28 protein-coding genes are annotated in these 25,853 nt (G+C 36.5%); 5 read left to right on the forward strand and 23 right to left on the reverse strand.

The window, feature by feature from the left end:
- Window positions 1–146 precede the first annotated feature (146 nt).
- From A3EM_RS0116175 to A3EM_RS0116195, 5 genes are all read right to left on the reverse strand, one after another.
- Window positions 147–749, reverse strand: coding sequence for a class I SAM-dependent methyltransferase (locus A3EM_RS0116175; protein ID WP_020529273.1), 603 nt, complete (start codon window positions 747–749; stop codon window positions 147–149).
- A gap of 10 nt (window positions 750–759) precedes the next feature.
- The gene (locus A3EM_RS0116180) at window positions 760–1,005 is read right to left on the reverse strand and encodes a hypothetical protein (protein ID WP_020529274.1); all 246 of its coding nucleotides are present in this window, start codon (window positions 1,003–1,005) and stop codon (window positions 760–762) included.
- A 97-nt stretch (window positions 1,006–1,102) separates the two neighbouring features.
- A complete protein-coding gene (locus A3EM_RS0116185) occupies window positions 1,103–2,008 on the reverse strand; it encodes an NAD(P)/FAD-dependent oxidoreductase (protein ID WP_020529275.1) in 906 nt (301 codons plus the stop codon).
- A 264-nt stretch (window positions 2,009–2,272) separates the two neighbouring features.
- Window positions 2,273–2,587, reverse strand: coding sequence for a hypothetical protein (locus tag A3EM_RS0116190; RefSeq protein ID WP_044238754.1), 315 nt, complete (start codon window positions 2,585–2,587; stop codon window positions 2,273–2,275).
- Window positions 2,588–2,718: 131 nt separating this feature from the next.
- Window positions 2,719–3,495 (reverse strand): hypothetical protein, encoded by a 777-nt coding sequence (locus A3EM_RS0116195; RefSeq protein WP_211211979.1) that lies wholly within the window; start codon window positions 3,493–3,495, stop codon window positions 2,719–2,721.
- Window positions 3,496–3,768: 273 nt separating this feature from the next.
- On the opposite strand from A3EM_RS0116195, the gene A3EM_RS0116200 reads away from it, so the two are divergent.
- Complete coding sequence (locus A3EM_RS0116200) at window positions 3,769–4,413, forward strand: DNA alkylation repair protein (RefSeq protein ID WP_020529278.1); 645 nt, start codon at window positions 3,769–3,771, stop codon at window positions 4,411–4,413.
- A 76-nt stretch (window positions 4,414–4,489) separates the two neighbouring features.
- On the opposite strand, the gene A3EM_RS0116205 is transcribed toward A3EM_RS0116200, so the two are convergent.
- From A3EM_RS0116205 to A3EM_RS0116270, 14 genes are all read right to left on the reverse strand, one after another.
- On the reverse strand, window positions 4,490–5,617 hold the full coding sequence (locus A3EM_RS0116205; RefSeq protein WP_020529279.1) for an SGNH/GDSL hydrolase family protein: 1,128 nt from the start codon (window positions 5,615–5,617) through the stop codon (window positions 4,490–4,492).
- Between the two features lie 45 nt (window positions 5,618–5,662).
- The gene (locus A3EM_RS0116210; protein ID WP_020529280.1) at window positions 5,663–6,418 is read right to left on the reverse strand and encodes an SDR family NAD(P)-dependent oxidoreductase; all 756 of its coding nucleotides are present in this window, start codon (window positions 6,416–6,418) and stop codon (window positions 5,663–5,665) included.
- Window positions 6,415–7,314 (reverse strand): metallophosphoesterase, encoded by a 900-nt coding sequence (locus A3EM_RS42610; RefSeq protein WP_020529281.1) that lies wholly within the window; start codon window positions 7,312–7,314, stop codon window positions 6,415–6,417. Before A3EM_RS42610 ends, A3EM_RS0116210 begins: the two co-directional genes overlap by 4 nt.
- A complete protein-coding gene (locus A3EM_RS47580; RefSeq protein ID WP_020529282.1) occupies window positions 7,301–7,438 on the reverse strand; it encodes a hypothetical protein in 138 nt (45 codons plus the stop codon). The genes A3EM_RS42610 and A3EM_RS47580 overlap by 14 nt, the downstream gene beginning before the upstream one ends.
- 121 nt (window positions 7,439–7,559) lie before the next feature.
- A complete protein-coding gene (locus A3EM_RS45885) occupies window positions 7,560–9,164 on the reverse strand; it encodes a TlpA family protein disulfide reductase (protein ID WP_020529283.1) in 1,605 nt (534 codons plus the stop codon).
- A 234-nt stretch (window positions 9,165–9,398) separates the two neighbouring features.
- Window positions 9,399–9,755: a DUF7079 family protein gene (locus tag A3EM_RS0116230; RefSeq protein ID WP_245576515.1), complete on the reverse strand. Its 357-nt coding sequence runs from the start codon at window positions 9,753–9,755 to the stop codon at window positions 9,399–9,401.
- Window positions 9,756–9,782: 27 nt separating this feature from the next.
- The gene (locus A3EM_RS0116235; protein WP_020529285.1) at window positions 9,783–10,175 is read right to left on the reverse strand and encodes a VOC family protein; all 393 of its coding nucleotides are present in this window, start codon (window positions 10,173–10,175) and stop codon (window positions 9,783–9,785) included.
- Window positions 10,176–10,245: 70 nt separating this feature from the next.
- Complete coding sequence (locus A3EM_RS0116240) at window positions 10,246–11,829, reverse strand: hypothetical protein (protein ID WP_020529286.1); 1,584 nt, start codon at window positions 11,827–11,829, stop codon at window positions 10,246–10,248.
- 167 nt (window positions 11,830–11,996) lie between these two features.
- The gene (locus tag A3EM_RS0116245) at window positions 11,997–13,247 is read right to left on the reverse strand and encodes a glycosyltransferase (RefSeq protein ID WP_020529287.1); all 1,251 of its coding nucleotides are present in this window, start codon (window positions 13,245–13,247) and stop codon (window positions 11,997–11,999) included.
- A gap of 97 nt (window positions 13,248–13,344) precedes the next feature.
- Window positions 13,345–14,298 carry an NAD-dependent epimerase/dehydratase family protein gene (locus tag A3EM_RS0116250; protein WP_026210341.1) on the reverse strand — a complete coding sequence of 318 codons (954 nt, stop codon included), beginning with the start codon at window positions 14,296–14,298 and terminating at the stop codon, window positions 13,345–13,347.
- Window positions 14,299–14,360: 62 nt separating this feature from the next.
- Complete coding sequence (locus A3EM_RS0116255; protein WP_020529289.1) at window positions 14,361–14,876, reverse strand: hypothetical protein; 516 nt, start codon at window positions 14,874–14,876, stop codon at window positions 14,361–14,363.
- 53 nt (window positions 14,877–14,929) lie between these two features.
- Entirely contained in the window at window positions 14,930–16,453 is a 1,524-nt protein-coding gene (locus tag A3EM_RS0116260) for an arylsulfatase (RefSeq protein WP_020529290.1), read from the reverse strand.
- Between the two features lie 251 nt (window positions 16,454–16,704).
- Window positions 16,705–18,192, reverse strand: a complete 1,488-nt coding sequence (locus A3EM_RS0116265; protein WP_020529291.1) for an ArnT family glycosyltransferase — start codon at window positions 18,190–18,192, stop codon at window positions 16,705–16,707.
- A gap of 86 nt (window positions 18,193–18,278) precedes the next feature.
- Complete coding sequence (locus tag A3EM_RS0116270; protein WP_020529292.1) at window positions 18,279–19,214, reverse strand: DUF3137 domain-containing protein; 936 nt, start codon at window positions 19,212–19,214, stop codon at window positions 18,279–18,281.
- A gap of 334 nt (window positions 19,215–19,548) precedes the next feature.
- On the opposite strand from A3EM_RS0116270, the gene A3EM_RS0116275 reads away from it, so the two are divergent.
- Together A3EM_RS0116275 and A3EM_RS0116280 are read left to right on the forward strand one after the other, a co-directional pair.
- A complete protein-coding gene (locus A3EM_RS0116275) occupies window positions 19,549–19,989 on the forward strand; it encodes a DUF4369 domain-containing protein (protein ID WP_157637921.1) in 441 nt (146 codons plus the stop codon).
- On the forward strand, window positions 19,980–20,750 hold the full coding sequence (locus A3EM_RS0116280; protein ID WP_020529294.1) for a peroxiredoxin family protein: 771 nt from the start codon (window positions 19,980–19,982) through the stop codon (window positions 20,748–20,750). The genes A3EM_RS0116275 and A3EM_RS0116280 overlap by 10 nt, the downstream gene beginning before the upstream one ends.
- A 44-nt stretch (window positions 20,751–20,794) precedes the next feature.
- Here the strand turns inward: A3EM_RS0116280 and A3EM_RS0116285 are convergent, their stop codons facing one another.
- Together A3EM_RS0116285 and A3EM_RS42620 are read right to left on the reverse strand one after the other, a co-directional pair.
- Complete coding sequence (locus tag A3EM_RS0116285) at window positions 20,795–21,343, reverse strand: retropepsin-like aspartic protease (protein ID WP_020529295.1); 549 nt, start codon at window positions 21,341–21,343, stop codon at window positions 20,795–20,797.
- Between the two features lie 51 nt (window positions 21,344–21,394).
- On the reverse strand, window positions 21,395–22,396 hold the full coding sequence (locus A3EM_RS42620) for an alpha/beta hydrolase family protein (protein WP_157637923.1): 1,002 nt from the start codon (window positions 22,394–22,396) through the stop codon (window positions 21,395–21,397).
- 176 nt (window positions 22,397–22,572) lie between these two features.
- Here A3EM_RS42620 and A3EM_RS0116295 point away from each other — a divergent pair, with 176 nt between their 5' ends.
- Complete coding sequence (locus tag A3EM_RS0116295) at window positions 22,573–23,199, forward strand: DUF1684 domain-containing protein (protein WP_020529297.1); 627 nt, start codon at window positions 22,573–22,575, stop codon at window positions 23,197–23,199.
- 100 nt (window positions 23,200–23,299) lie between these two features.
- Window positions 23,300–23,740, forward strand: coding sequence for a peptidylprolyl isomerase (locus tag A3EM_RS0116300; protein ID WP_020529298.1), 441 nt, complete (start codon window positions 23,300–23,302; stop codon window positions 23,738–23,740).
- An 81-nt stretch (window positions 23,741–23,821) separates the two neighbouring features.
- Here A3EM_RS0116300 and A3EM_RS42625 read toward each other — a convergent pair whose 3' ends face one another.
- Both A3EM_RS42625 and A3EM_RS0116310 read right to left on the reverse strand, forming a co-directional pair.
- A complete protein-coding gene (locus A3EM_RS42625; RefSeq protein ID WP_020529299.1) occupies window positions 23,822–24,751 on the reverse strand; it encodes a DUF3078 domain-containing protein in 930 nt (309 codons plus the stop codon).
- Window positions 24,752–24,880: 129 nt separating this feature from the next.
- On the reverse strand, window positions 24,881–25,780 hold the full coding sequence (locus tag A3EM_RS0116310) for a mechanosensitive ion channel family protein (protein WP_020529300.1): 900 nt from the start codon (window positions 25,778–25,780) through the stop codon (window positions 24,881–24,883).
- Window positions 25,781–25,853 lie beyond the last annotated feature (73 nt).

A 25,853-nucleotide genomic window follows, 5' to 3' on the forward strand; every position in this document is an offset into this window, starting at 1 on the left:
TCCCAGCGCTCAACCCCATATCTTAAGATCTTGCCTTATTTAAAATTGCAAGTAACCATAAAATCACTATTGCTTTCTCTTATCAATGAGATTATTTCAGTTAAACTGCCGTCATAATCAGACTTAATTCTTGATCGTGGTTTTAATCACCATTTCCTGCATTTTATCAGATACATAGGCTGACTTTCTTTTACCTCCATAATTTCAAAAATTCCTGCCTCCCTAAATTCTGCTTGTACTGTCATTTCGTCATAATAAAAGATTTTTACCCCTTGATGAAATTCATAACGGTCTTTACTAATGAACTTTCCTTTCCCAAAATTCGGTGTGTCTTTAGTCACTGCAGTAAAAATCATATACCCGTTTGGAGCAAGCTGGTTATAACAGTCCTGAATTAATTTCGCTCTTTCTTCTTTATCCAATAAATGAATCAGGGCATAACAAAATATTCCATCATATTTTTTGCGATCATAAGGCATCTCACTTACAGCGCCATGATAAATCGGCATATCAGTCCCGTAATGTTTCCTTGCTAAATCAATCGCAGTTTTTGAAATTTCTATACCCGTAACTGCTATCCCATTCTCTTTAAGAATTTGAGCATTTCGCCCATATCCAATCCCCGGAATGAGCACATTTTTGACTGATTTTTCTATAAAAAAATCTTTGGCCAATACAGCAGATTTTGCGGGTTCAAATCCCCACATTTCCCGTTTTTCAATGAAACTTTCTTCCCAAAATTCTGGCATATCTTTTCTTTTAATGACAAATTTTATCCACTAAAACTTCGCATTCAAATCCTTTTAATCGAAGGCAATTTATAATAGATTGCGGATTAATGGATTTACCTTCCACTCTCAGGATGGAGTGCCCACAAGGATATGGCGCCTGAAAATCTTCCAAATCAAAATTGATTAATAAATCAGGGAAATCGCTTTCTAATGATTCCAAAACCGCTATTGCCTGATTTTCTAATTTGATATTTGTAATAAAAACTTCGACCATAATTAAGTAGTAACTCAAAATTAATCGTGTATTATTTTGCTGTAAAAGACTGATAGAAAGATTATTTTTTCTCGGAAATAATAGTAGTATCCGGAGCTTAAAAGCATTCTTCTGTCAGTTCTTTATTAATGATTGCCCCAGTGATGTGCCCTCCGTTAACCGCCATGGATACAGCACGCAACATGGAGCTGCTATCGCCACAGGCAAAAACCCCATCTACTGTTGTCTTTTGCATAGGATTTACTTCAATATATCCCTGTTCCGTAATATTGCAACCCAGGTCCATGGGAATAGTGGAATTTTGCTCAAACGGGATAGCAGCATAGGCTACCTCAAAAGCTTCTTCACTACCATCCTTAAAAATTATTCTTTCTAATTGTCCTCCCTGATGTTTAATTTCGTCAATTTCTTCCTCTATGATATTGATATTGTTGTTTTCCAGTTTTTGTAGTTGTTCTTCGTCAAACTGATGCTTTTCAGCAGTTAAAATGGTTAGTTCCTTGGATAAGTTATTCACCAGAGAAGCAAGATGCATTGCCCTTTCTCCATTGGCAATTAGAGCTGTTTTTTTATTTCTGTGCTCATAACCATGGCAATAAGGACAGTGAATTACCGAAATTCCCCAACATTCCGGGAATCCTTTTATGGCAGGCATTAAGTCTTTGATCCCTGCGGCATATACCAACTTTTTAGCGGTAAAGCTTTCACCCTGATCAGTTGTAATTTCAAAACCTTCTGAAATTCTTTTACCGCCAACAGCCAATCCCTTATAAAACTTTACGCTTTCATATTTCGAAACTTGTTCTTTGGCAATAGAAGTTATTTCCTGGGGAGTACGGCCATCTTGTGTCAGGAAATTATGGGAATGTGGTGTTTGTCGGTTACACGGTTTACCTGCATCTATGATTAATGTTTTTCTAAGAGAACGACCTAAAGTTAAGGCCGCAGATAGCCCGGCATAACTTCCCCCAATGATGATTACTTCAAAACTATTTTTATCCATTATGTTGTTTTTTTGATCAAAAATTAAATTTGGTATAGGAAGAAAAGATATTAAATAAGGAGCAATCAGCTCTTTTTCCTATTATTTACCTATTTCTGTTTTGGCAAATATAAGAAAGCAATTCCTAAATGCAACAATGTTGCATTTAGGAATTTTAAATAGTTTTTTAGAATGGGGGGTCTATGAGTATTTGTGGCCGGTTTAGCGATTGCCCGGAATTTTTTTTAAGAGATAATATGGTAGCATCTAATAATTTACCCCATTTTATTTTCCAAAGTCTCCTTTTGCCCATTTCTCTTGTAGCTTAAGATATTTTTCTTTTGGTTCACAAGTCATCCAATCGATTTGGTTCTCTTTACAAACCCTAATGTGAAAAATCAGACCGATTATCGGGTGAGCTATTATAAATAACAATCCCCAGTGGCCAAACCAATGCACCAAAGCATAAGAGAGCCCCATATAAAAAATAAATTTCCCAGGCACTTTCCATCTGGGCCTTACAAACCTTCCGGTATGAAAGTACCCGGCAAACCAAATGATAGAAGCAAGCAGTAAATATATGATTTCGGTATTATTCATTCTCAGGAAATTGTTCTTACTTAAACCATTTTTATCAAATGGTCTTACTAAATAAATCACACTTAGACATTAGGGGAAGCAAGAAAATTGTTAGCTACAATTCTTTGGTTGAGGTGAAAACTGAACTTCAGTTAGAAACCATATTTAACAGTATCGGGTAAAGGTTCAGTCAATAGTTTTCTCCATTCCCCATCAATTTTTATCACCACAATGTTCCTGTCCTTATCATAAAAAATAGTGCCGTCCTCTGCATTTTTAAGGGAATTATAATTCACATGTTTGGCACTTTCTTCAAAGTTCTTTTCATCATCTCCCTGTGGTTTATCCTTTCTGATATCGTCTGCACCAATTTTCCCCAATGTGATGGTATTCGTCAATTTTAATGAACCATAAAATATTGCCATATCTCTGCTGAAAAGGAAAGAATGATTCCGCACATCTGACCCTATCCGAAACCAATTATAGGCTAATGCGGAATGATTATATTCAGTTCCGTAATAATACATTTCTGCTACTGGCTTCCCATTTTCTTCATGTTTATTTACAAGCATAGTTATTCTTGATTTATCATCTTTAGCATAACCTTCAAAAACATGATAACCCCATCGCTTTTTGTTGGTTTCATTGTTATTCCCCCTTACCTGAACCATATAAGGAGTGCTTAAAATACCATTAATGGTGGAATACATCGGTGTATGTTGCGCATTAAAACCAAAATTGTAACCCCTTATTTTCCATTTATCCCAGGTGGTATCAATATCAGAGTTGAGTTCCATTCTATATTTCCCCGAACCATCCTTACCTTCTATTAATCTGAAATAATTGCTGGGATCAGGCTGCTTCTCAGACTGGCCATTTGCCAAAATTGATAATAGAAAAAAAAATAAAGCTAATAATTGTTTCATCATATTCATATTTAAATCACTTCTATATTAAATCTAGTTGTTTCGCTACTGATTTCTTATTTCCTCAGAATAAAACCCCTTACTATTACATATTCAATTGTTCGAATTTCAAGCGGGTTAATGCGTCCCCCAGGTAGGATTTTTTTTACTTGTAAAATCTCTAAAATTAAATTAATTTGGAAAGGGTATAGTCATTATTTTAGGTACCGATTAGTTACTATTTTCTTACAATACCATAATGCCATTTTATGAATTAGGTAAAACTGAAAAATTATTATGAATATTTCCCCAAAAGCAAGCAGCATTTATGACAGGATAAATAATGAAACTACCAAACTGGGAGACTTGCGAAAGATTGCCAAAGAAATAAAAAAAGACCATGAATTGGCCATGGAATTATGGGGTACCGGAGGGTTTAAACCCCGTCAGTTAGCTATTCTGATCATGGACAAAAAAATGGTCACACAAGCATTAGTTGACCAGATAGATAAGGATATACAAATCCACACTTCACAAGAGCAAAATCAGTTGATAGATTGGTTAATGGCCAATCAACTCTCTAAGGATAAGAAAACTATAGCACTGATGCAATCATGGGAAAATAGTCCTTCCTCCAACCAAAGAAGGCTATTCTGGTATTATCAGGCACGATTAAGATGGACCGGCCAAACACCCCCGGATAATACCCCTGAATTACTTTCCGCCATAGAGGCCAATATTTCGAAGGAGGCGCCTGGCGTTCAATGGGCTATGAACTTTACAGCCGCCTGGATTGGTATTTTTGATGAAAAATATAGAGCCCGTTGTATTGATCTTGGAAAAAAAAACGGTCTTTTCAAGGGAGAAAAAGTCTCCAAAGGCTGTACACCTAATTACCTGCCCGATTTCATTTCCATTGAAGTTAAAAAAAGGGCTAAATGATAAGGGATATTTTCCACACAGGAAATCAATGACCCTTATCATTAGTCATAGATAAATGCCTCCGGTTTTCGTTTATCTATTCCTCAATGGTTTGAACGGAAAGGCCCAATTGGTCAAATTTTTCTATTAAAAAATCAGCATATCGGATAAAGCCCAAATCAGTGAAGTGCACTCCATCTACAGTTCCTTCCTGATCACTTCCCGTTGCATTTTTGGTCTCCAGATACAGAATATGTTCATATCCGTTTTTTGTCATCTTATTGTATTCTCTTTTTAGGGCTTCATTTTTACTGGTAATCCCCTCACTTCTGTTTTTATCAAGCGCATTTTGTGCATAAATGAAATTCTCTACCAATACTATGGGGGTTTGAGGATGTTTTTTTCTTATCATGTCTACAAGCGGGATAGTTCTCTCTGTAACCAGGGAATCAGTCATATTCGGTAAACATTCTATGACATAGAATGATGGGTCTGATTCGGATATCAATTCCACTATAGGTTGTTCCATTTTTCCATTACCACTAAACCCAAAGTTGATGCAATCCACATCCAGTTTTCTTGAAATAATATTAGTATGTGCCATCCCAGGCCGGGAGGCGCAACCTCCCTGAGTAATACTTGTGCCGTAGAAGATAATTGGTTTACGCTTTCCTTTTAATGGTTTTTTAATCGTACCCGATGAATCAATACCTACTTCAATATGCTCCAGACCATCATAAAGTGGCAGATACATTTTGTATTCCCTCATCTCATTTGACATATTGGTAATCAGGGTATATTCATTTTCCTTATCCACTGGCCTGGCCGTATTCAGGTATTGCCAGTTCTCACCATTTTTGTAATATAGGTCAATTCCTTTTATCCCGGTTTCAGCCATATGATTCATGCTGTTATCATTCAGCAAAGTCCACTTCACCGCTATGTTGCTGGAATTTGTCTGGAATCTGATTGAAAGGCCCGCAGATGCTTTTGAAAGATTCCAAACCGGCTCCCTGACAAGTGATTTATAAGCAACTGGTAATCTATCATATGGATTTTCTTTTAAAGAATCGGAAATTTCAGTTCCTTCAAGAAGAAGGTACTCCCTCCCATAAAAAATCATCTTTTCTTCATTTGTCTTTGCGGTCTTTTGGGAAAATCCTAAAGTTGAGAAAATACCTGACAGCAGCAGGATTATGAAAAACACATGAGGTTTATTCGGCATTATCTATTTTATTTTTGTTTAAACATTCTTTTATTGATCTCTATTTCAGGTAGCCAGAAACCCACCATCCACATTAAAATTACTTCCTGTTATCCAGGAGGCTTCCTGACTTAATAAAAACAACACCATATTCGAAATATCCTGAGGAATTCCTAATCGATGCATAGGTAATTTATTGGCAGTCTCTTCTAAAATTTCATCTGCGTTTTCAAAGGCTTTTACCGAGTGGAATAAGAGGGGCGTTTCCACCTGTGCAGGTGAAACCAGGTTAATTCGGAATTCAGGGCCATAGTCTTTAGCCAACTGCCTTACCAAAGGCGGTAATGCACCTTTGGTTGCCGTGTAGGCCGGATGATTAGGAAAGGCATGAGATGCAGCCACTGATCCAATGATCACAATATTTCCCCCACCGTTTTTTTGCATTTCCGGGATAGCATATTTCAGTAAATAAAAAACAGCATTGAGATTGGTGGCGATAGTATCATGCCATTCCTCCAGGGATAAATCGGCTAACCGGCCAATCCCGAGCTGGCCCGCTGAAAGGACCAGAAAGTCTAATCTGCCATAATTTTCGATGGCTGTTTCAACTAATTTTTTATTTGTTTCAGGTTGTTTAATATCCCCGGCAACAAAATGTGATTGCGTTTCTTCAAATTGATGAAGGAGCTTTTCTCCTGCAATTTTATTTCTTCCGCTTAAAATCAGGTTCGCTCCTTTTTTACCTAAGTTTTGAGCTATGTTTTCTCCTATCCCGCTGGTTGCACCAGTGATTATTCCGGTTTTATCTTTAAATTCATTCATTGGGTTTTAATTAAAATATCTTTCTGATTCCCATACCCTTTTAACACCAGACTATCTTCATAAATATTCAAAATTCCGTAAGAACTCATTTCAGTATCTACCATTCCAAAAAGTGTGATATAATGGACTCCATTTTTAAAAATGTAGTTTCCTGCATGGTTATGCCCATTAATAAAAGCGACCACATTAGGGTAATTTTCAATGATGGCAGCAATTTCAAAGTCATTCCATAAATTATGAGCATCCCCCTCCGGCCTCACAGGTAAGTGGGAATATAGAATTACTTTTTGATGCAATTGACTGGCGCTATCCAGTTGCTGTTTCAACCAATCTTGTTGTGCCTTGCCAATTGCCCCATTCCAAAGATGATTATTTGATTTTCCCTCAGTATACTCAAAATAAGTATTCACCTGATTGGTATCATAATGGTGCAAGAGGTTGGAAAAATATGCATAATCGGTAGCATCCAACACGATAAATCTCCAGCCATTTTTTGAATAGGCGTAGTAATAATCGGGCATTTGTAACCTCTCCAGCAACTTTCCCAAATGGCTTGAGTCCATGGAAAAATCATGGTTACCCAACAGCTGGTAGCTTTTAATATGAGGATTAAGCTTTTCATAAACGGGAAGAATGGAGTCATAACTTTCCCACCCCACATCTATCACATCTCCAAGGGTTTGTACAAAATCAACATCATAATGGTTAAAAGTATCCATGGCCTCCTCCAGTTTCCAAATTGATTCTTTATAAAACCTATTGCCTTTAGTAGGCTGGTCTGCATATTGAGGGTCCGCAACCAAACCAATTTTCAGAACCGGGGCTGGTTTTGAGCAGGCACTCAATAATACCTGTATTGAAAACAAGAACAATAGGAGATTTTTAATTTGTATCATAAAGGCTAAAATTAGGTATGGTTGCTTGTTCTGAAGTGGCTGAAACTACCATTTTCATCCCGGAAGTTTCTGCAATTTTTATTTTACAGATGTATAGATCTGTTTCCGGTTTTTCCAATCCCATTTGAATTCATTTTTGCTGCTAAGCAATGATTCTTTAAAATTATCCTTTTGAATTTCAAATAGAGATTTTAGTGCGATTATTTTTTGTGATTTTTAATGAAGTAGATGACCATTCTACTTTATTAATAATTGGATAAATATTTATCTAACATACTGATTAACTTCTTCTCACTTGGCCTTGGGGCAGATTTGTTTACAAGTTGCCCATTTTTGTCATAAATAATATAGTGGGGAACATATTTAATATTCATATCTTCAAACTGCTTTGAAGAATACTTGTTTTCAATAAAATAGCTTTCCTTTCTAATATCGAATCGTTTACAGGCCTTCAACCACCTGTCTCTGTAAGGTTCAAGGGATATGTATATTTGAACAACATCCTTTTCACCATATTGATCTTCCAGTTTTTTCGAAAATTTAAATTCCTTAATACAAGGCACACATCCACTGCTCCAAAAATCAATATAAACGACTTTCCCTTTATGTTTTTCCAGCAGTTCATCTAATTTAATATACTCATAATCAGTAGAAACTAATCTTAGATCAAAGTCATTTCCTAGGGAATCAAGACTAAGCCCATACTTTTTAACTACATAATTCACAAGGGCAGTATCTTTCACATCTTTCTCAAATTTTGCAAATGCTTCAACAGTCTCTTCTATGGAATTATTTTCGATAATATCCTGCATTGCTCTAACCCTTAAAACATTTGCTGTGCGTGTGCTTAATAGATTAGATCTATCTACTGAATCGTAAAGTGACAAGTAATTCGGCAAGTTACTTCCCCCACTTGGTTTACCATTGAAATAACTTGTGGACTTCACCCTGCCAACCTTTCGACCAAGATATTGAAAATAAAACCAATCAGCTATATCCTGGTAAAACCCAAAGTATAACAAACTATCATTTTGGCTATCCAGAATATTTTTTCTCTCTATCCACCCGAATTCCTCTTTATAATCCATTCCAATTTCAAAATCCTTAGGGACTAAATTTATAAAAAGGGGCTTATTGGAATATTCACCAACAATTGATTTTAACTCTAAAATCTTTTTCTGGTAATTGGTTTTTGTAATAAAAAACGAATAAACCTCCTCAGAAATCAGTTCATTTTGCAGAAGAGAATCTAAAAGATCTTTTTCCTTTTTTAACTCTACCGGATACTTTTCCAAAGCTAGAGATATTATTTTTTGACTTTCTTTCTTAAAATTCTTATACGATTCAATGGAATAAATTGGATTAAAAGCTTTGTTTAAAGATGAATAGTCATTTGGATGAATTGTTTCCTTCTTAATCAAATCAAGATTTACATTATGAGGTTTTGTAACTCTATTTTTAATAGTTGCAAAAGGGGTTTTATCCTGATAATTAATTAACACCGTATCTCCTTTATAAAAAATATAAGAAAGTTCATCCCAACCTTTATAGGAATGTCTAAACTCCACCAACTTTCTCTTTGTGGGTACAATCAAAGTATCAAATTCCACATCAGGATTTGGGTAAAATTGATGTGGAATAAATCTGTCATCGATATATTTTAATTCACATTGAGCTGGGGTATATCCCCCGGCTTTTAGATTAATCTTCCACCTTGCAGGAGCGGATTTAAAAATCAGTGTTATTTGATTATTTTCAGGTTTAATAATTTCACCAGGAAGTTTGTTTTCCTTGTTACAAGCTAATAAAAAGGTTATGCTTAGAATAAAAAATAAACGCTGAATATTCATAATTACTGGATCAAATAAAGAAAGGATTCATTATTTTAAAGATAAAAATAACCAGTAATTTAATTTAACAATATTTGAATTTTCAGTATAAAATTTTCACGAACCTAGATATTTATAGTTTTAGCATTCCTCTATTTTATTTATAATTATAGAATACGGCAAGTTTAGTCGCACCATTAAAAACCGCATTCCGAAAAAGTGTTAAGGTTGACCAATCGGTAACAGAAATGAGGTTTATCCATTCCCAAATCTCTTCTCTATTTCTTCCCAATGCCTTTTACGCATTCCGAAAGCACTCATATTTCTAATTCGAGTAATGCACCTAAAAAAGAGATGATGCTTTCGTTTATAATTCTTTCGGCATTCCTCCTCCAGCCATTTTTCATCAAATCCCTGCCATACTCCTGCAACACTTATTAGATTCTTTTGAAGGGTTGGAAAAACTTCATACAAATCAATTTCTTTTAATTCCTGCAAGGATTTACCACTTTCTTTAAATACACGGACTATGGCACGGTAATCTTTTTCATCAAGTTCTGTATCCAGGTAAAATTCTGCTAAAGCTTTCCAAATGGGCAACCTGTTTTCCATTTCCCTCATGTAGATAAAATGGCCATATCATTTTTTTACGTTTTCCTCCAACCTCCAGGGAGGATTCAGTCGGTTTTCTCCTCCATAAAAAAGAATCAGTTGGTTTCCATCTAAATCTTTTAACCTTGCCTCCCTCCAAAGCCACCTTTTATCTGTTGGCTTTTCTTCAAATTCAATTCCCTTATCCATAAGTTCCGTGACATAATCATCCAGGTTTTCACATTCAAAATAGACATAAATGCCTTCTCCTTTTGGTAAATTTTCTACCTGATGAATAGAAAATGTGGAATCCCCTGAAGGACACTCAAATCTTGCATAATGTGGAAGTGCTTTCACTATCAATTTCAACCCCAGTTTTTCATAAAATGGAATCGATTTAGTCAAATCCACTGATGGAACCGTAATTTGATTCAAATTCATAATTTATATTCAGTTAGTTTTTTCCTTATTCACAACCGGGTTCTGAAATAAATGAGTTCCGTTTAAAATATTAATCATGACCATGATAAAGATAAAGAGCTCCATAAGTCCAATGCGGCCCTTTTAATCCCGGAAAATTAAGCCTATCCATCATTAAGGCTACATATCGAAATGGATAACCATCGGGCAATTGCACCACATTTGGCCACACCCTGGTACCGGAAGTTTCATCCCAGGGTGGTAAGTCCATCTTCAAATGACCTTTTTCTTGTAAATCCGGATAGGAATATATCAGAATTTTTCGTTCAGAGCTTCCCGAAAAACAATATAGTTTATCTCCAATTTTTTGAATGGATGTCCCGGTGGAATTATGTTTCACCGGCCCTGCAATTCTTTCATAGCCTTTATTCCAAAAATCTGATTCCAAAACTATAGCCTTATACCCGCCATTATTTTCACAGGTAAGCATCCGCCATTTTTGTGCTGTGGAATCATACAAAATATGTGGATCCTCAATATCCCCTACCATCCCAAAGGGAACAGCCTGCATGATTGAAAAACCAAAGCGGGGATCTCTTTTACTTTCAATCGCAAGGAGTTGTTTTTTCTCTTTTTCCGGATTAGCATAGGCACTGAATCCTGTAGTTAACCCACGCCAGATTTCCTGTTTTCTGTCATAAAAAATATGTGAGGCAATTTCATTCCTGAGTAGGCCATCATCCCTGTCAAAAACAATTATTCCTTCAAGTTTCAAATCAAAAACCCCGGGGTTCATACTAAATACCCCCTGAATATGATGGGGCAAAGCACGCCCCCGAATCGACATGGTGTACCACAACCGGCCCTGGTCCAGCATAGGGTCCCCGTTTTCATAGGTAATGGCCCTGATATCTGCCAATCCCATACCTGTAGAAAGTACCGATTCAACCTTTTTAACCTTCACTTTTCCTCCATCCAGGCCTATATAAAGATGAGACTGGAAAGAATTTATATATTTTTTTTGGCGTAAATCAATATAGGTGTTAAAATCACTTTGGCCTATTACCCTGGGCACTCCTTTATCCTGAAGATATAAAGTCAAGCCGCTTCCCAGCATTTGAAGCAATATTTTCCCTTCCATCTTCACCTTTTCTTCGGTGTTTACCGCAATTGACTCTTCGGTTATCATCTCCGAATTTTTCACGACTCTGAGCTGTACTCCCGTAAGTAATTGATCCTCAAAGCCAATGGTGATTATGCACTGTTCCTTTTGATCTGCAGCAGAAAACTTAAACCCAATTTTCCCCTTTCCAAAGCAGGAATCCAGGTGAATGGCATAAGTGGCAAAAGGGTTAAATCCCCCAAACCATATACTGGATGCTGTCTTTTTTGGAGACTGAATCAGCAATTTGCCTTCCTGAATAGTAATTTCAGCAGACTCCTCAAGCATTTGCTGAACAGGGTGCATCACAGATAACCCAATCACATTTTCAGGTTCCAGGGCGGCCAAAGGAATGGATTGAGCTTCATTAAATATCAATCTTTGCACGCCCTGCCTTACAAAATTTATATTTTCAGGTGAAGGCTGGGTATAGGCCACCTGGTTTAAGGTAACAAACAGTAAAATTAACAGGCAGGTATATTTCATTTTTTTAATAGGGAATACTTTTTTCATACTGATTTTTTGACATTATCAGAATTCCAGGGGTAAATGGGTCTTCTTTGGTTTCATTATAATTATTTAATGGCTAATTGGCAGAAACAATCGATACTAAAAGCGTAAAAATGGTTTTCAATCAGGTTTTATTCACCTTAAAAAGGCGGAAAGCTTTTCGAGATAAGTCAATCCTGGGTTATTTCATGGCACAATTCCTCATTATAATCTTCCCTCTTCATTTCTCTCCCTATTTCCTCAGCTTTTTCTTTATATGATTTATTATTGACCAAATCCAGTACCAAAGGCTCGAGCTGCTTTCTGGTAATCTTCCCTATTTTTATACCCAGAGGCCCTGCCCCCACTCTATTTATCAGCTTGTTCCACAAGAATTGATCAATAATATGAGGAATAATGAGCGTGGCACAACCTGATTTAAGCCCCATGTGGGTTGTTCCTGAACCACCGTGATGAACTATACCATACATCTTTGGAAATACCCAATCATACGGAATTCTGTCTACAAAATACACCAGGTTTTTGTCATAGGTAGCAGGTTTCACCAAACCACCTGAAGCCGTATTGATAAGTGCCGGAATCCTGTTATCAGACAGGATATCCATAATAATTCTGGTCTTTTTTTCTGGTTCGGGGTTGGTCATACTCCCAAAGGTGATGAAAATGGTTTTGGGATTTTTTTCCAAAAATTCTATTAATTCAGCATCCGGACTCCATTTTACCATTTTGTTTCTTTCATGATAGCCCAGAACCTTCAGGTTAGGTTTCCAGTATTCGGGTCGGGGAAATAGTTGGGGGGATATGGTGTAAATAACTTTATGGTTTTTGATTACCTCCTTTATCTGTTTTTTACGAATATTGGATATCTCTAGTAATTTTAAGGAACTCATTATTGTATTGATAAGCCCCCAGTCCGCTATTTTAAAAGTCAATTTATTAAAGAATGCACCATAATTACTATTAAAGGCAAGGTGGGAATTTCCCTTCACATAGTGCAAATTGGGAACCGGGCTTACAAATATGGTTTTGTCTTTATTCGTAACTTCCCAAATCACCGGATACATGGCCTTCCCATTGTGCACTATTCTATCAGGATTTTCTTTGTTAATTACTTCTTGTTGTAACCGAATCAGTGTTTTATTATTTTTGGCTTGAATCTTAGCCAGTTTGATATAGGCAAATATTTTCTTCCATTGCGAACCACCCCCGCCTAATGCTAATTTACCAATATCACTTTCCAGCATTTCTATGAATTCAGTTCCCAGGGAAGCAAACCTCATATCCGATTCTTCAGCCAGGTTTCTGAATTGTTCGGGAAACAGACAAATCACCTCATGTCCTTTTTTCCTTAGCATTTCCCCAATAGCCAGGAAAGGCTCCATATCTCCTCTTGTTCCAATTGATGTCAATAGTATTTTCATTTGAAATTTATTTTTGGACCTTTCCAGTTATTTTTACTGATTTTCATCGGCAAAACCACTTTAATAATTTGACACCCTCATTTATAAAAATATTGGTCTAAATTTTAATACCTTCTCTTTCAAAATAATGGAGGACAGCTTCCTGAATGGCCTTCAGTGAAGTGTAATGAGGATGATAGTTTAATAATTTCCCTGCCTTTTCTATACTTCCATTAGGGCTATGGGAAATATGATCCCAGGTGAGTTCAACATTTCGTGGACTTTCTGTCTTTTTCCATTCATCCCAGGGCAAAAACCGGAGCTTGGCTTCCTGACCAAACCATTTTGCCATTGCATTGGCATATCCTCTTAAAGTAAGTGCCTGTTCAGAAACCACATGAAAACTTTCTCCTATAGCATTTTGCCAGTTATCTATAGCATTGATAAAAGCCTGAGCCACATCTTCTGCATGTACATGGTGGACAGTTTCAAGCCCAAGATTGGGTAAAATGATTTCCTCACCTTTAGCCAGTTTTACAAATATTTCAGGATCAAGGTGGCCAGCCGGATTTATGGGTAACCAACCAGGTCCGGTGATATGCCCGGGATGTAATATCGTCACCGGAAATCCCTTCTGGCGCGCCATGAAAAGCAGATAGGCTTCGATTTTTGCCTTGTTTATACCATATTCTCCAAAAGGGTTGCGTTCCTGGTTTTCCCGGGTAGGCACCTGCTCACTAAATCCATGGACCCACATGGTTCCGCAATGAAGGAAATGTTGAATATTCCCACTTAGGGCTTCCACTAGCATTTTAGCACTTTGGAGGGTAAAACAAATTAAATCAATGATTACTTCTCCCTGTAGTTCTTTAATTAATGTCCCAAAATCACCTTTCTCCTCAGCTTTTTCCCGATCGATAGTCACCTGATTGACTGACTTCCACAAATGATTTGAAGTATAGGGTTCACTTTTTTGACGGCTTACACAGGTAACTTCATGACCCGCCATTACTAATTTTGGAACCAAATATGTACCGATATGGCCAGTACCACCAATTATGACTATTTTCATTTGTTAGTTTGCTTAGGTATTTATCTTTTCAGTACTTTAAATTAAATTGAAAAAGTCGATAATTAAACCTTGCCTCCCTGCTTTTCCAAATATTCTTCAATAGCTTTCATCTTTCCTTTTAAACTTAGGAGAGCTTCATTAAAACCGGGTATTTCATTAATTAAATCGGCCATTTCCACAACTGGTCTTGTAATATTGTAAGCGGAGTCATTTAAAGCCTTAAGGTTGCTATTGGCATCTTTCAGTTCCATCTCCATTACTGCGTTTAATGCTCCTAAATTCATGGTCGCTATTCTGACCTGATTCTCAAGTTCTTCCCCACCATTTTCCATACTTTTCAAAGTCTCTATGGATTTTTCAGTATTGTTAAATTTCTCTTCATTCTTACTTAGGGAAGTAATGATTGTTTTCATTTTTGCTTCAAATTGCTCTAAAGGCACCTGTTTTATTGCTTCAAGTTGATTTGCCAGTGTTTGTGAAAAGTTTTCAAGCCTGGAAACCTGATCATCAATTTCAATTTTTAGCTTTTTAATTTCCTTAAATGAATCTTTTTTAGAAAATAGGTTAAATAATCCCATGAATAATTAATTATATGTTCATTTATACAGTTTGAGTGTCGTGCATTAAATTCCTAATCACCCAGCTGAACCATTTTAAACTTTTCATTTTCAGCTGGCTGGTGTTCCTGAAGCATAATTGATTCAATCTTTTTTACTATTTCAGGATGTTGATCAGCTACGTTGTTTTTCTCCTGCATATCATTTTCCAAATCATATAATTCAATAGCCATATTCCCTTCGAAAATATTCGTTCGGATTCCCTTCCATTTCCCCATTCTAACTGCTTGCTGTCCTTTATAGCTGGGAAATTCCCAATACAAAAAATCATGTGCTTCCTGTTCCTGACCAAGTAATGCGGGTTTAAAACTAATCCCATCTATACTTTTTGGTGCTTCAACACCCACAATATCACAAAAAGTAGGCATTATATCATAAAAAGCTGAAATATGCTGGCTGACAGACCCGGCCTTAATATGATCAGGCCAGCTGGCAATCATAGGGACCCGAATTCCGCCTTCATAAACAAAGCCTTTGGTTCGGCCATAACCATTGGTAAATGGATCGGAACTTTCAAAGTATTCAAAATCAACTCCACCCAAATACGTGGGGCCATTATCACTGGAAACAATAATCAGGGTATTTTCATAAACACCCATTTCTTTTAGGGTGGCTACCAGTTCTCCCAGTTGAAAATCAAGATAAGTGATCATGGCGGCATAAGTGGCTCTTGGAGTCCTGTTGGGGAAATAGCTCTGGTCTGCCAAATACGGTTCTTCTTCGCCAAAAACCTCCCTGTATTGTTCCACAAATTTTTGGGGAGCCTGCAATGGCAAGTGAGGGAGAGGAGACGCATAATACATAAAAAATGGTTGCGCCTTATTTTGCTGAATAAATTCCAGTGCTTTTTCATGGATTTTAGCAGGAGCATAATCCTTTTGTTGGAATTTCGCATAGCTCTTTTCATCATAAGGATCAGCAAGAGAATCCAGTTTAGTATGCCAGGAAACCAGTTCATTCTCTAACAATACTTTTTCATTATTTTCCCACAAATGCCCGGGATAAAGATTGTGGGCTTGTCGCTGGCAATTGTAACCATAGAAATAATCAAAACCCTGAGCAGTAGGCACACCTTCCGTTTCGGGAGCACCTAAACCCCACTTTCCAAAAACTCCGGTGGTATATCCTGCCCTTTGCAATAACTTTCCGATAGTTACAGTATTTGCAGGAATCGGTCGCTGACCTTCCAGCTTTGGATCTGAAAAAGCTTTTTCATAATTCCAGACATCCCCTCTTTCCTTCCATTCATCATTTCCCCTAATGTAGGCATGTCCTGAATGTTTCCCAGTCAGTAAAACACAACGGGCTGGTGCGCAAACCGGAGCTCCGGAATAATGCTGTGTAAACCTCATTCCATTTTGGGCAAGGGCATCCATATTTGGCGTTTTAATTTTTTCCTGACCATAAATGCCCACTTCTCCATAACCCAGATCATCTGCAAGGAAGTAAATAATATTAGGTGGTTTTGCTTCTTTTTCAGCAGTGTTACAAGCAATAAAAATCAGGGAGCTAAGGATTGCCAGAATCGAATTTTTCATGTATTGAAGTTTATTTTTTAGTTAAAGTTGATTTAAATAAACTACAAAAGGCACTCGATTCCAAATGAGTTGGTGAATAGTTTTTCAGGATATTCTAACCACTTTTTACCGAAACCGTTAGGATTGAATTTGGATCAAAAACCATTTAAAGGTAGGGCCTTGGGGTTTCAAATTTGGTAAGGTAAAAATTTAAGTTTTAAACTCAAGCCAGATAACGAATTAAAAACACTCATAAATTTAAGACAAAAAGCTCACTCAAAAATATGTTTCTCATAGGCTGCCCACCAGTGGTCTATAGCAATTTTTGGTTTCCTGCAAATATAAAGTGGTATACCATTTTCTTCTCCAATGGCATATTTGTGGGTAATTATTTTCACGAGTTCGATTTCATCAAAAACCTGCACTACAGAGGATTGCTCATTCCCCAGGCTAATCCAAACCTCTGCATTTTTATTCCCATAACCCCAGGTCCAAAAACTCCCATGTCTGCTTATCGGATTTGGAAGCTTGTATTTTTTGCCCAGGATTTTCACTGCACCAGCTTCTCCATAATTCTCCGCCCAAATCACACAATTCTCTCTCTCTTTTGGACTTAATGACCCATACACACTATCCACCAACCAGACTTGTTCCTCCCAGCCAAACATATCGGCATAATCTCCGGTAAGCTCAATCCTTCCATTTTCCTCTTCTAAATTTTTGTATTTCACAAAATCGTCAATCGGTAAAATTGGAGTAGCTGAAGGGATATAATAAACAGAGGGAAGCAAAACAACAGCCGATACCAAATAAACCAGGAACGGTTTTCGAATGAATAAATCGGAAATTTTTACTGCTCCGCCTGCAAATAAAACCGGATAAATAGCGAATACATAATAGGCTTTCGCATTGAGTATCCACATGGTACTAAATATCACTAAAACAGCCACTCCAAACGCCCGGTACTTCTTTAGGTTTTTGTCAATCAAAAAAGCAATCAGGCCTATCACACTTACTGCCAGGGTAAATGGATAATCTAATTGTGCTAATCCAAATTCCAAAGGATTAATGTCATCCAACTGATATGCTTTTAAGGCTTCCAAATGTTTCAAAAGGGGAAAATCATTTAGCATTTGCCAAACCAGATTGGGTAGAAAAATAATTAGAGAAACAGAGGCGGAAATGTACAGCCATTTGTCTTTAAAAAGTAATCCCTTTTTGTAGAAAAACAATCCTGTAAAAACACCAAAGGCCCAGACTAAAATAGTGTATTTGGTCAGTAATCCCAGCCCCAAAGTGATCCCCAAAAGCATAAGATATTTCCTGTTTGTTGAGTTGATAAACCTGATTAAAAAGAAAAAACCAAGGGTCCAGAAAAACTGATCAAATGCAACTGGCTGGAATAAAGTATGGTTTCTATAAAATGGCAGAAACGCCAGTATACATACCCCGGAGAGCAGGACAGCTTTAGATTTTCCACCCATTTCAATCGCCATCAGGCCACACAAAATCAAAATTCCCACTCCTGCCAATGTTGGAAATAACCTCATCCCTAGTAAGGAATAATCAAAAAGCAGATAAGATACCTTTCCAATTAATCCGATCATTGGAGGAAACTCCATAAATCCCCAGTCCAAATGCTCACTTACAGACAAATGGAGCAATTCATCCCGATGGAAACCATAGTTCCGGTTGCCAAGCCATTGAATTACAAATTTAATAGAGGAAAGTACCAGAATCAGGGGCAAATATTTTTTCATTGGAAAATATTGGGCAAATGGAAAAGCGCAAATAAAGGTAATAAGAAACTATTTGACTGAAAACGCCAAAAAAAACAAGCTCCAAATTATTCTTCCTCATTTTTCACTAAAGTAAGCTTTTGCAATAATCCGGTTGTATTCACCAGGTACTTAAAATTCGCATAAAAATTATCAAAATCGGTGACTGGAGTTTTTAGTGGGGGTTCAAAAAGTTCTTTAGAGGTAGAAATAGAAAGATAAATTTTGTTACCCTGAAATGAAAGTTCCATTCGCATCTTTTCTTCTGCAATTTCCTCTTTCACCTGGATAATCGTAGATAAGATATGTGCTGGCAGCAGTTTTTTAGCTATTTGCGAATCTGTGGAGAAAACCTGGTACTCCTTATTGAAGGATTTATGGAAAACCGCCACTCTTTTCCAATCAGACTGCCCTCTGTCATTGGAAGAAACAATTGGAGCATTCTTTGAAATTATCCAAATTTTAACCGGAAAATTCAGGGATATTTCTCCCACAAAAACCAACCCCTTAAAAATGTAGCTTAAAGTCCCCCCATGATCTGCCCGACCGGAGCCTTTCCTCATCCACAAACCCATTTCAGCCATTTGAAAAGCATAATTTTCAAATTGCCCTGTGATCAAATCTTCTCCCTTCGTGGTATTAAATTCTGGAAACAGTCCACTTTCCTTTAGGGCTTCATCTTCAATTTTACGTTCTGGGAAATAGCCATAATTATTCCCCAATCTGGCAATCACCTTTTTTAAAACCTGCCCTTTATACTGACTGGAATATGATTTTTTGAACCTGAAATAAAGCACAGTATATGCCGTAATCCCCAGAGCCCAGATAAAAATCATGAGCATTATGTGACCTGTTGAAAACGCAATAACCCCCAGGGCAAGGGAAACGCCCAGACATATTTTTTTGAGCAATTCCAATTTTTTAAAAACTCCCTGACGCTCGGTTTCTAATTCTTCAAGGCTGGGCAGAAGTTGTTGGTAAAGTTTTTTAATTTCAGAATGCATTTATCTCCAGGTTAGTTTTGAGGGCATTTGTATCTGTTTTAAATATAATCAATTTATTACTTTGGTTTTTCCACAAAAAACACCGGTAAAACGCAAGTACAACAATACTGTATAAACAGGTTTTTATAAAACAATTCTATTTAAAACAAAAAAGAAATTTTAAAATTTATCAAACTTAATTTCAACATTTCCGTGTAACACCATAGTTTATTTTTTTTATTTAGCAAACACTACTTTTTAACCAAACCTTATTACTCTTCTTATGAATTTCCCAATTAAAATCAACTTTTTGAAAAGTGTTATAATCACTGGCTTCTTTGTCTTTTGCATAAATATGATGAATGCCCAGCCTTTCCAGTGTACTATTAAGGGCACTGTAAGTGACACTTCAATTGAAGAGCTTAAACTCTTTAAATTTCTTGAAGTAGCAAATGATTCAGTTTTTGTTGTTCCTGTAAAAAATGGTAAATTCAATTATACTTTCCAATTCGATAAAGATGAAGCTTACCGTTTTGAATATTTTAATCATAAAAGTGAAGGTTGGATTTTCCCTTTTTTTCCAATTGATGGAGAAATTAATTTTACACTTTTCCCTCTTGAAATTAATGGATCTTATCTGATTAATAAAATAGAAGGAGGGCAAATCAATCAGGAATATATGGGTTTTAGGGAAATTGTTGGAACCCAATATAATATTCAAATTGATCAGTTATATAATAGATGGGATAGTTTGGAAGAAGCTGGAATTTTTACAATGATTCTGCTTTGGTACTAAAAGAAGAAATGAACAATGGGTCAAAAGAGGATTATTATAGAAACTATTGGATATTAAAAAAATTGAGAGTTGACCATCAAGATAAAACGCCTGAAGGGAAAGCACTCGCCTTAAAAATAGATAGCCTTTTTGATGCTTCGTATAGTTTTACTTCCAATTATATAAAAAGCAATACAAATATTCTCTCCTACTATTTTCTTCTAAATGAAGTTATAAACGACAGAAAACTAGAACAGCATTTTGAGGATATTCAGCAAAACTTCAATCTCCTCTCTGCACAATTTCCCGACCACTCTTATAATTATTTTATTGAAGAGAGATTAAAGAGTTTTAAATTGATAAAAGTGGGAAAGGAGTTTATTGATTTTACCGCTCCAGACCTAAATGGAAACCCAGTTACTCTTTCGGATAAACTGGAAGGTAAAATCACTCTGCTAGACCTTTGGGGTTCCTGGTGTGGAGGTTGTATTGCTACCAGCCGGACCGTAGTGCCTATTTATGAAGCTTACAAAGACAAAGGATTTAATGTAATTGGGGTTGCAAGAGAATTTAAAAATACTAAAGCTCTTGAAAGGACCCTGGAAAGGGAAAAATTCCCCTGGCTTAATTTATTGGAGCTGGACGATAAACAGGAGCTTTGGTTAAAATACGGCATACCCAACTCGGGAGGAATGACATTACTTATAGATCGGGATGGCAAAATACTCGCTATTTCTCCACAGGCTGATGAAATACAGAAAATTTTAGAAAAAAAATTATAAATTGAATAGACCTGAGAATTTACCCTTATTCTGTTTGATTCATTTTATCGTTTATCAGAAAGGGTAATTTCTCTATTGCTAAAATCGAGTGAAAAAAGGTATTTTTTCATAATATCAGATCCTATAATACCCAATATTTCTTCATGGCCCTCTTCCCCTTTCCTGGATAGATACATTGCAAGATTTGTGGCAAAAAAACCGGCTTTGATTTCAGCATTTTTAAGGAAAAACCTAACCTTGCTTACTTCTCGTATTTCCAATTCTCCCAAAATAGATTCAAATTGTTTCTCAGGCTTATTTTTTGAAATTAAATACCCGTATTGCCATGCCTTTTCAATGTCCAGAAAACTAACTTCTGCCCCGGTATCGATGAGAAAATATCCCTTTTTCCCGTTTATTTGGCCTTCAATTACAGGCTTTTTATAACCTGGCTCCATTTCAATATTTATTTTTCCCAGCGGCCTTTTTCCACACATGGAAAAGAGAAATATTATTAATACTGAAAAACCGACATATTTACACACTTTCATTCCACAATTATAAGCAAAAGAATTATTCTGTTTTGGGTATTTTTCAATTAGGGCAGGCTCCATCTATGAGAAAATTGTCCACTTGAACTAAAACAAAAAGCTTATTGCATTGGACTATAAATGGTCTAAAGCTATATAGGGCAGCATTTCATGCCCCCCTTCAAAAATGGTAATGCTCACACTGTCCTTAAGTTGCTTTTGATAATGAATTTGCCGATTTCCCAGCTTTCCTTTTAGTCCACCTGGATAAGATCTATTTGCAAGAAGCACAATAATATCTTCCAATGGAATTAATTCATGTTGACTTGCAGGCGCAATATCCATCACCAGTTTATTATAAAATTGAAGGGATTGAGTAATGGGAACCGATCCGGTATATCCATCGTGCACACCAGCATAAATGTGAAGTTGGCTATTTTCTCTTTTCTTTATAGGGGTTTCCATGAAAAACGGGGAACGCTTTCTGGCCTCCTTTTTATTCAATTCAAATTTATCGGGGGTAAAGTTGTGTTGCTCATGCGTAGCTTTTGCGATATGAAAAGCATATTTATTCCCTCTTGTCTTCGACTGATAATACCATTCCTCTAAATTAGAAATAGGCACCCAGGAGGAAAATGTTTTAATCTGATGTTTGGAATTCATGTAAGCCAAAAGCGTAGCATAACCACCCCCACTTGCCCCAATTACATGAATATTATTCAAATCTACCTTGGCCTCCCGAATTGCAAAATCAATGGCATCATCAATATCCTGAATGGCAGCAGCACTGCCACAAGCTTCAAAATTTGTATTCGGTCCGCGGAAATTTGGATGGATATAATGGTAGCCTTTACTTCTACAAACCAGTGCTAATGTATCCTTTTGGGTATAATCCCCACTCCAGGTATGCAAACTCACCACAAGGGGTTGTTTGCCTGCTTTTTGGGATTTTTGAAAATATGCCTTTTGATTTTTTCCGTCTAAGGAAGATTTAATTTCTACTTCCAAAAACCCTTCAGGCCATTTTTCTGTTTTGGTTTCATCCCATTTCGGATCTGTTTTTTGGCTAAAAGAAGGGTTATACAAAAGTATACAACCTGTAAAAAGTAAATACTTAATCATTATTCGATAATTCATTTTCATTAGTTTTTGGTAATCGTAGCTTATTAAAAAAATCAGAACTTTTAATCTTGTATTTTTTCTATTGGTATTTTATAGTTTTGTAAATATAAAAATTGCCCGGGAATTGTTAACTAAACCGGCTTCGGCTTATGACTGGTGCATATTTTCAGGGGAAATAAAATTTTGAATTGATGAAAGTAAAATCTAATAATATCTTTTTTCTTGGTTTGGTGGCCGTAGTAGCCCTAATCATTATTTATTCCATTAGTGGAGAAGAATTAAGTGAACAATATGAAAGGGAAATTGCTACTTTCAGGCAGGAGAAAAATGAAATGTTTAAAACCAGTGATCAATCACCCCTGGATCGCAATCAGAAAAAAGCCTTCGATTCCCTCGATTATTACCCTATAAATATTGCTTATAAAGTTACCGCTGACTTTGAAAAAGTACCTATTCCGGAAGTGATTCAGATTCAGACCAGTAGTAATCAAAAAAGAAATTTCAAAAAACTGGGCAAGGCCAGATTTTACCTGGAGGGGAAGGCACATAGCATTTTGGTGCTTAAATCCACCGACAAACTGGCCAAGGATGTGCTGTTTGTTCCGTTTGGAGATGAAACTTCAGGATTCGATACTTATGGAGCAGGAAGATACCTGGATGCTGAACTAAAAGACGATAAAATAATTCTGGATTTTAATTTGGCTTATAATCCATACTGTGCTTACAACCCCGAATATGAGTGTCCGTTGCCTCCCAAAGAAAACCTATTGGATGTGAGTATCATGGCAGGAGAGAAAAATTTCAAATCGCCAAATTAAGGGCCCTCTTCTCTTTTAAAATACCTGTAATTTTGCCCGGTTACTTAACTGAAGTGATTAACTTTGCTTATTCAAAATTTTAAAAATAAACTTATAGCGAATGAAGACAGCCGATATTATTACCGCAAAAGGAACAATGAAGGTAGAGTTTTACGATAAAGATGCCCCGGGAACTGTAGAAAATTTCATCAACCTTTCCAAAAAAGGCTATTATGACGGTCTGACATTTCACAGGGTAATACCAAATTTTGTGATCCAGGGAGGATGCCCTGATGGAACAGGTGCCGGAGGACCTGGTTACTCAATCAAATGCGAGCTGGATGGGGAAAACCAATATCATGATAGAGGCGTATTATCCATGGCTCACAGAGGACGGGACACTGGAGGTTCACAATTCTTCATTTGCCATAGTAGAGATAATACTGCTCACCTGGACAGGAACCACACTTGTTTTGGTAAAGTAGTAGAAGGACTTGAGGTGATTGATGAAATAAAGCAGGGAGATAAAATTCTGGAAATAAAAGTAAACGAAGAAGCTTAATCAAGCCGATTACTAAACTAAAAAGCGTTACTTCCAAATTTAGAAGTAACGCTTTTTTTATTTTTCCTGAAAAAGAAAATCTTATTTATCTGGTAATCTTTCTCCTACTCTCACTACCAATCCCAATCCAAATATTTGTTTGAACTGGATTTCAGAATTTATAACAGAAAGTGAACCATCAGAGTTTTCCACTTCAATATCCACATCTTCATCATAGATAAGTGTAGTTCCGAAATTGGCAGAAAGCCAGTCATTTATCTTCATCACAACTACCACATCCCAGTTCACATCCACAGAAGTAATTGTTTCATAATTGGCAAATAATTCCAGCTTGGTAAGAAAGTTTACATTTTTTACCACATTATCTTTCTTGTATTGACTTTTCAGATAAGCACCAAATTCAGCCCTTGAGTTCTCTCCAGGATTTACACCAAATGCCCCCTTATCTGCCAACTCCTGATCCAGCACAAAAGTAAATTTCCCTGTGGCTGGGGATAGCATAACAGTAAAGTTATCATTTGGTTTAAAATCAAAACCTAAAGAAGCTGTGATATAGCCTGGAGACATGAAATCTGATATTTTCTTTCTGGTATCAAACTCAAGTGGTTCATCATAACCAACACTAAATTGGGATTTGAATCCCACCAAAGCACTGGCATACCAATTTTTCCCTATTCCCTGACCATATTTTGAGGCAAAATTGATCAGGTCATCACTCTTCACAAATTCGTTTTCACCTTGTTTAGTAAGACCATACCCTAAATCCAGTGTATTGTCCCAGGAAGTTTTTCCTTTTTTATGATTTGCGTAAAACAAGCCCAAAACGCTTCCAGAGAGAGAGCTTTGCCCTCCTGCAACCCAGTTTTTATTAAGGGCCACCTGGGAAAAAGTAAAATTAAATCCACCTCCAATTGTCCAATAGTCGGTTGTGTCTCCTGCGGATTGGTCGTCTTGTGCAAATCCTTGATTAAATAAAATTAGACTGAAAAATAATAGTATTAGTTTTCTCATGGGTTTAGTAAAAAAAATGAAAAGATTAAAATGAAATTTGGTAAGCCGACTAATTGAAGTGCAATAATAAAGATATCCGGATAAAATAGGATATGATTACAGATGAATTTTTAAAAAACCTTTGTTAAATTAATTTTCAGTTTTCCCACGATTTTGAGCAGTAATTTTAGAAATTTCCTCGGCATTCTTCAAAACTACAGTTCTGTATGGGAATGGAATTTCGATCCCCTCTTTATCAAACCTTTTTTTAATACTGTAATTCAAATCACAATGCATAAAGAATGAAGTGGGATGATCCTTTGCCCACACATAAGCCCTCAGGTTTACAGAAGATTCTCCAAAATTAATTAAGCGTATAATTACCTGGGGAACCTTTTTTTGTTTATCTTCTTCATTTCTATTGTCAATACAGTCCGGGTGTTTCATGGCTTCATCCCTGATGATATCCATGGCCAGATCGATATCCGAATCATAACTGATACCGAATTCCATAAACCGGCAGATTTTTTCATCCTGAATGGATGAGTTCACAATAGTAGAGGCACTGATATTGGAATTGGGAATAATAATTCTTCTGTTTTCAAGGCCATTAATCACGGTATGTCTTAAAGTGATATCCTCCACCTGTCCTGCAGTCTGATCGTCCAGCCTGACAAAATCTCCCACCCGGAAAGGTTTAAAAATTACAATAAAAATACCACTTACAATATTAGAAAATGCCTGTTGTGAGGCAAAACCCAAAAAAGCTGCAAAAATACCTGCACCGGCAAACAAACTAACCGCCAGAGTCTTAAAGGTGGGAATTTCGTATATAATCAGAATTGCGGCCCCCAGATAAATAATGGCCGAAACCGCATTTTTCAAAAAGCGATATTTGGTAGGCTCCACCTTTATCAATTGAGAAGACTGCTCAATGTATCGGTTGAGAAAAACATAAATTATCTTTCTTATAATAATAGCAGAGATCAGGATAATAATTGTTCTCCACACATACTTATATTCAAAAAAAATAGCCTTTAATTCTTCCATAGCGCAAAATATTTAGCTCCAAAATAAACAAGAATAATCTACTACTCCAATTTTGATTTTAACAAATGAAAAT

It is taken from the genome of Flexithrix dorotheae DSM 6795, assembly GCF_000379765.1.
In the GTDB taxonomy this organism is placed as follows: Bacteria; Bacteroidota; Bacteroidia; order Cytophagales; family Flammeovirgaceae; genus Flexithrix; species Flexithrix dorotheae.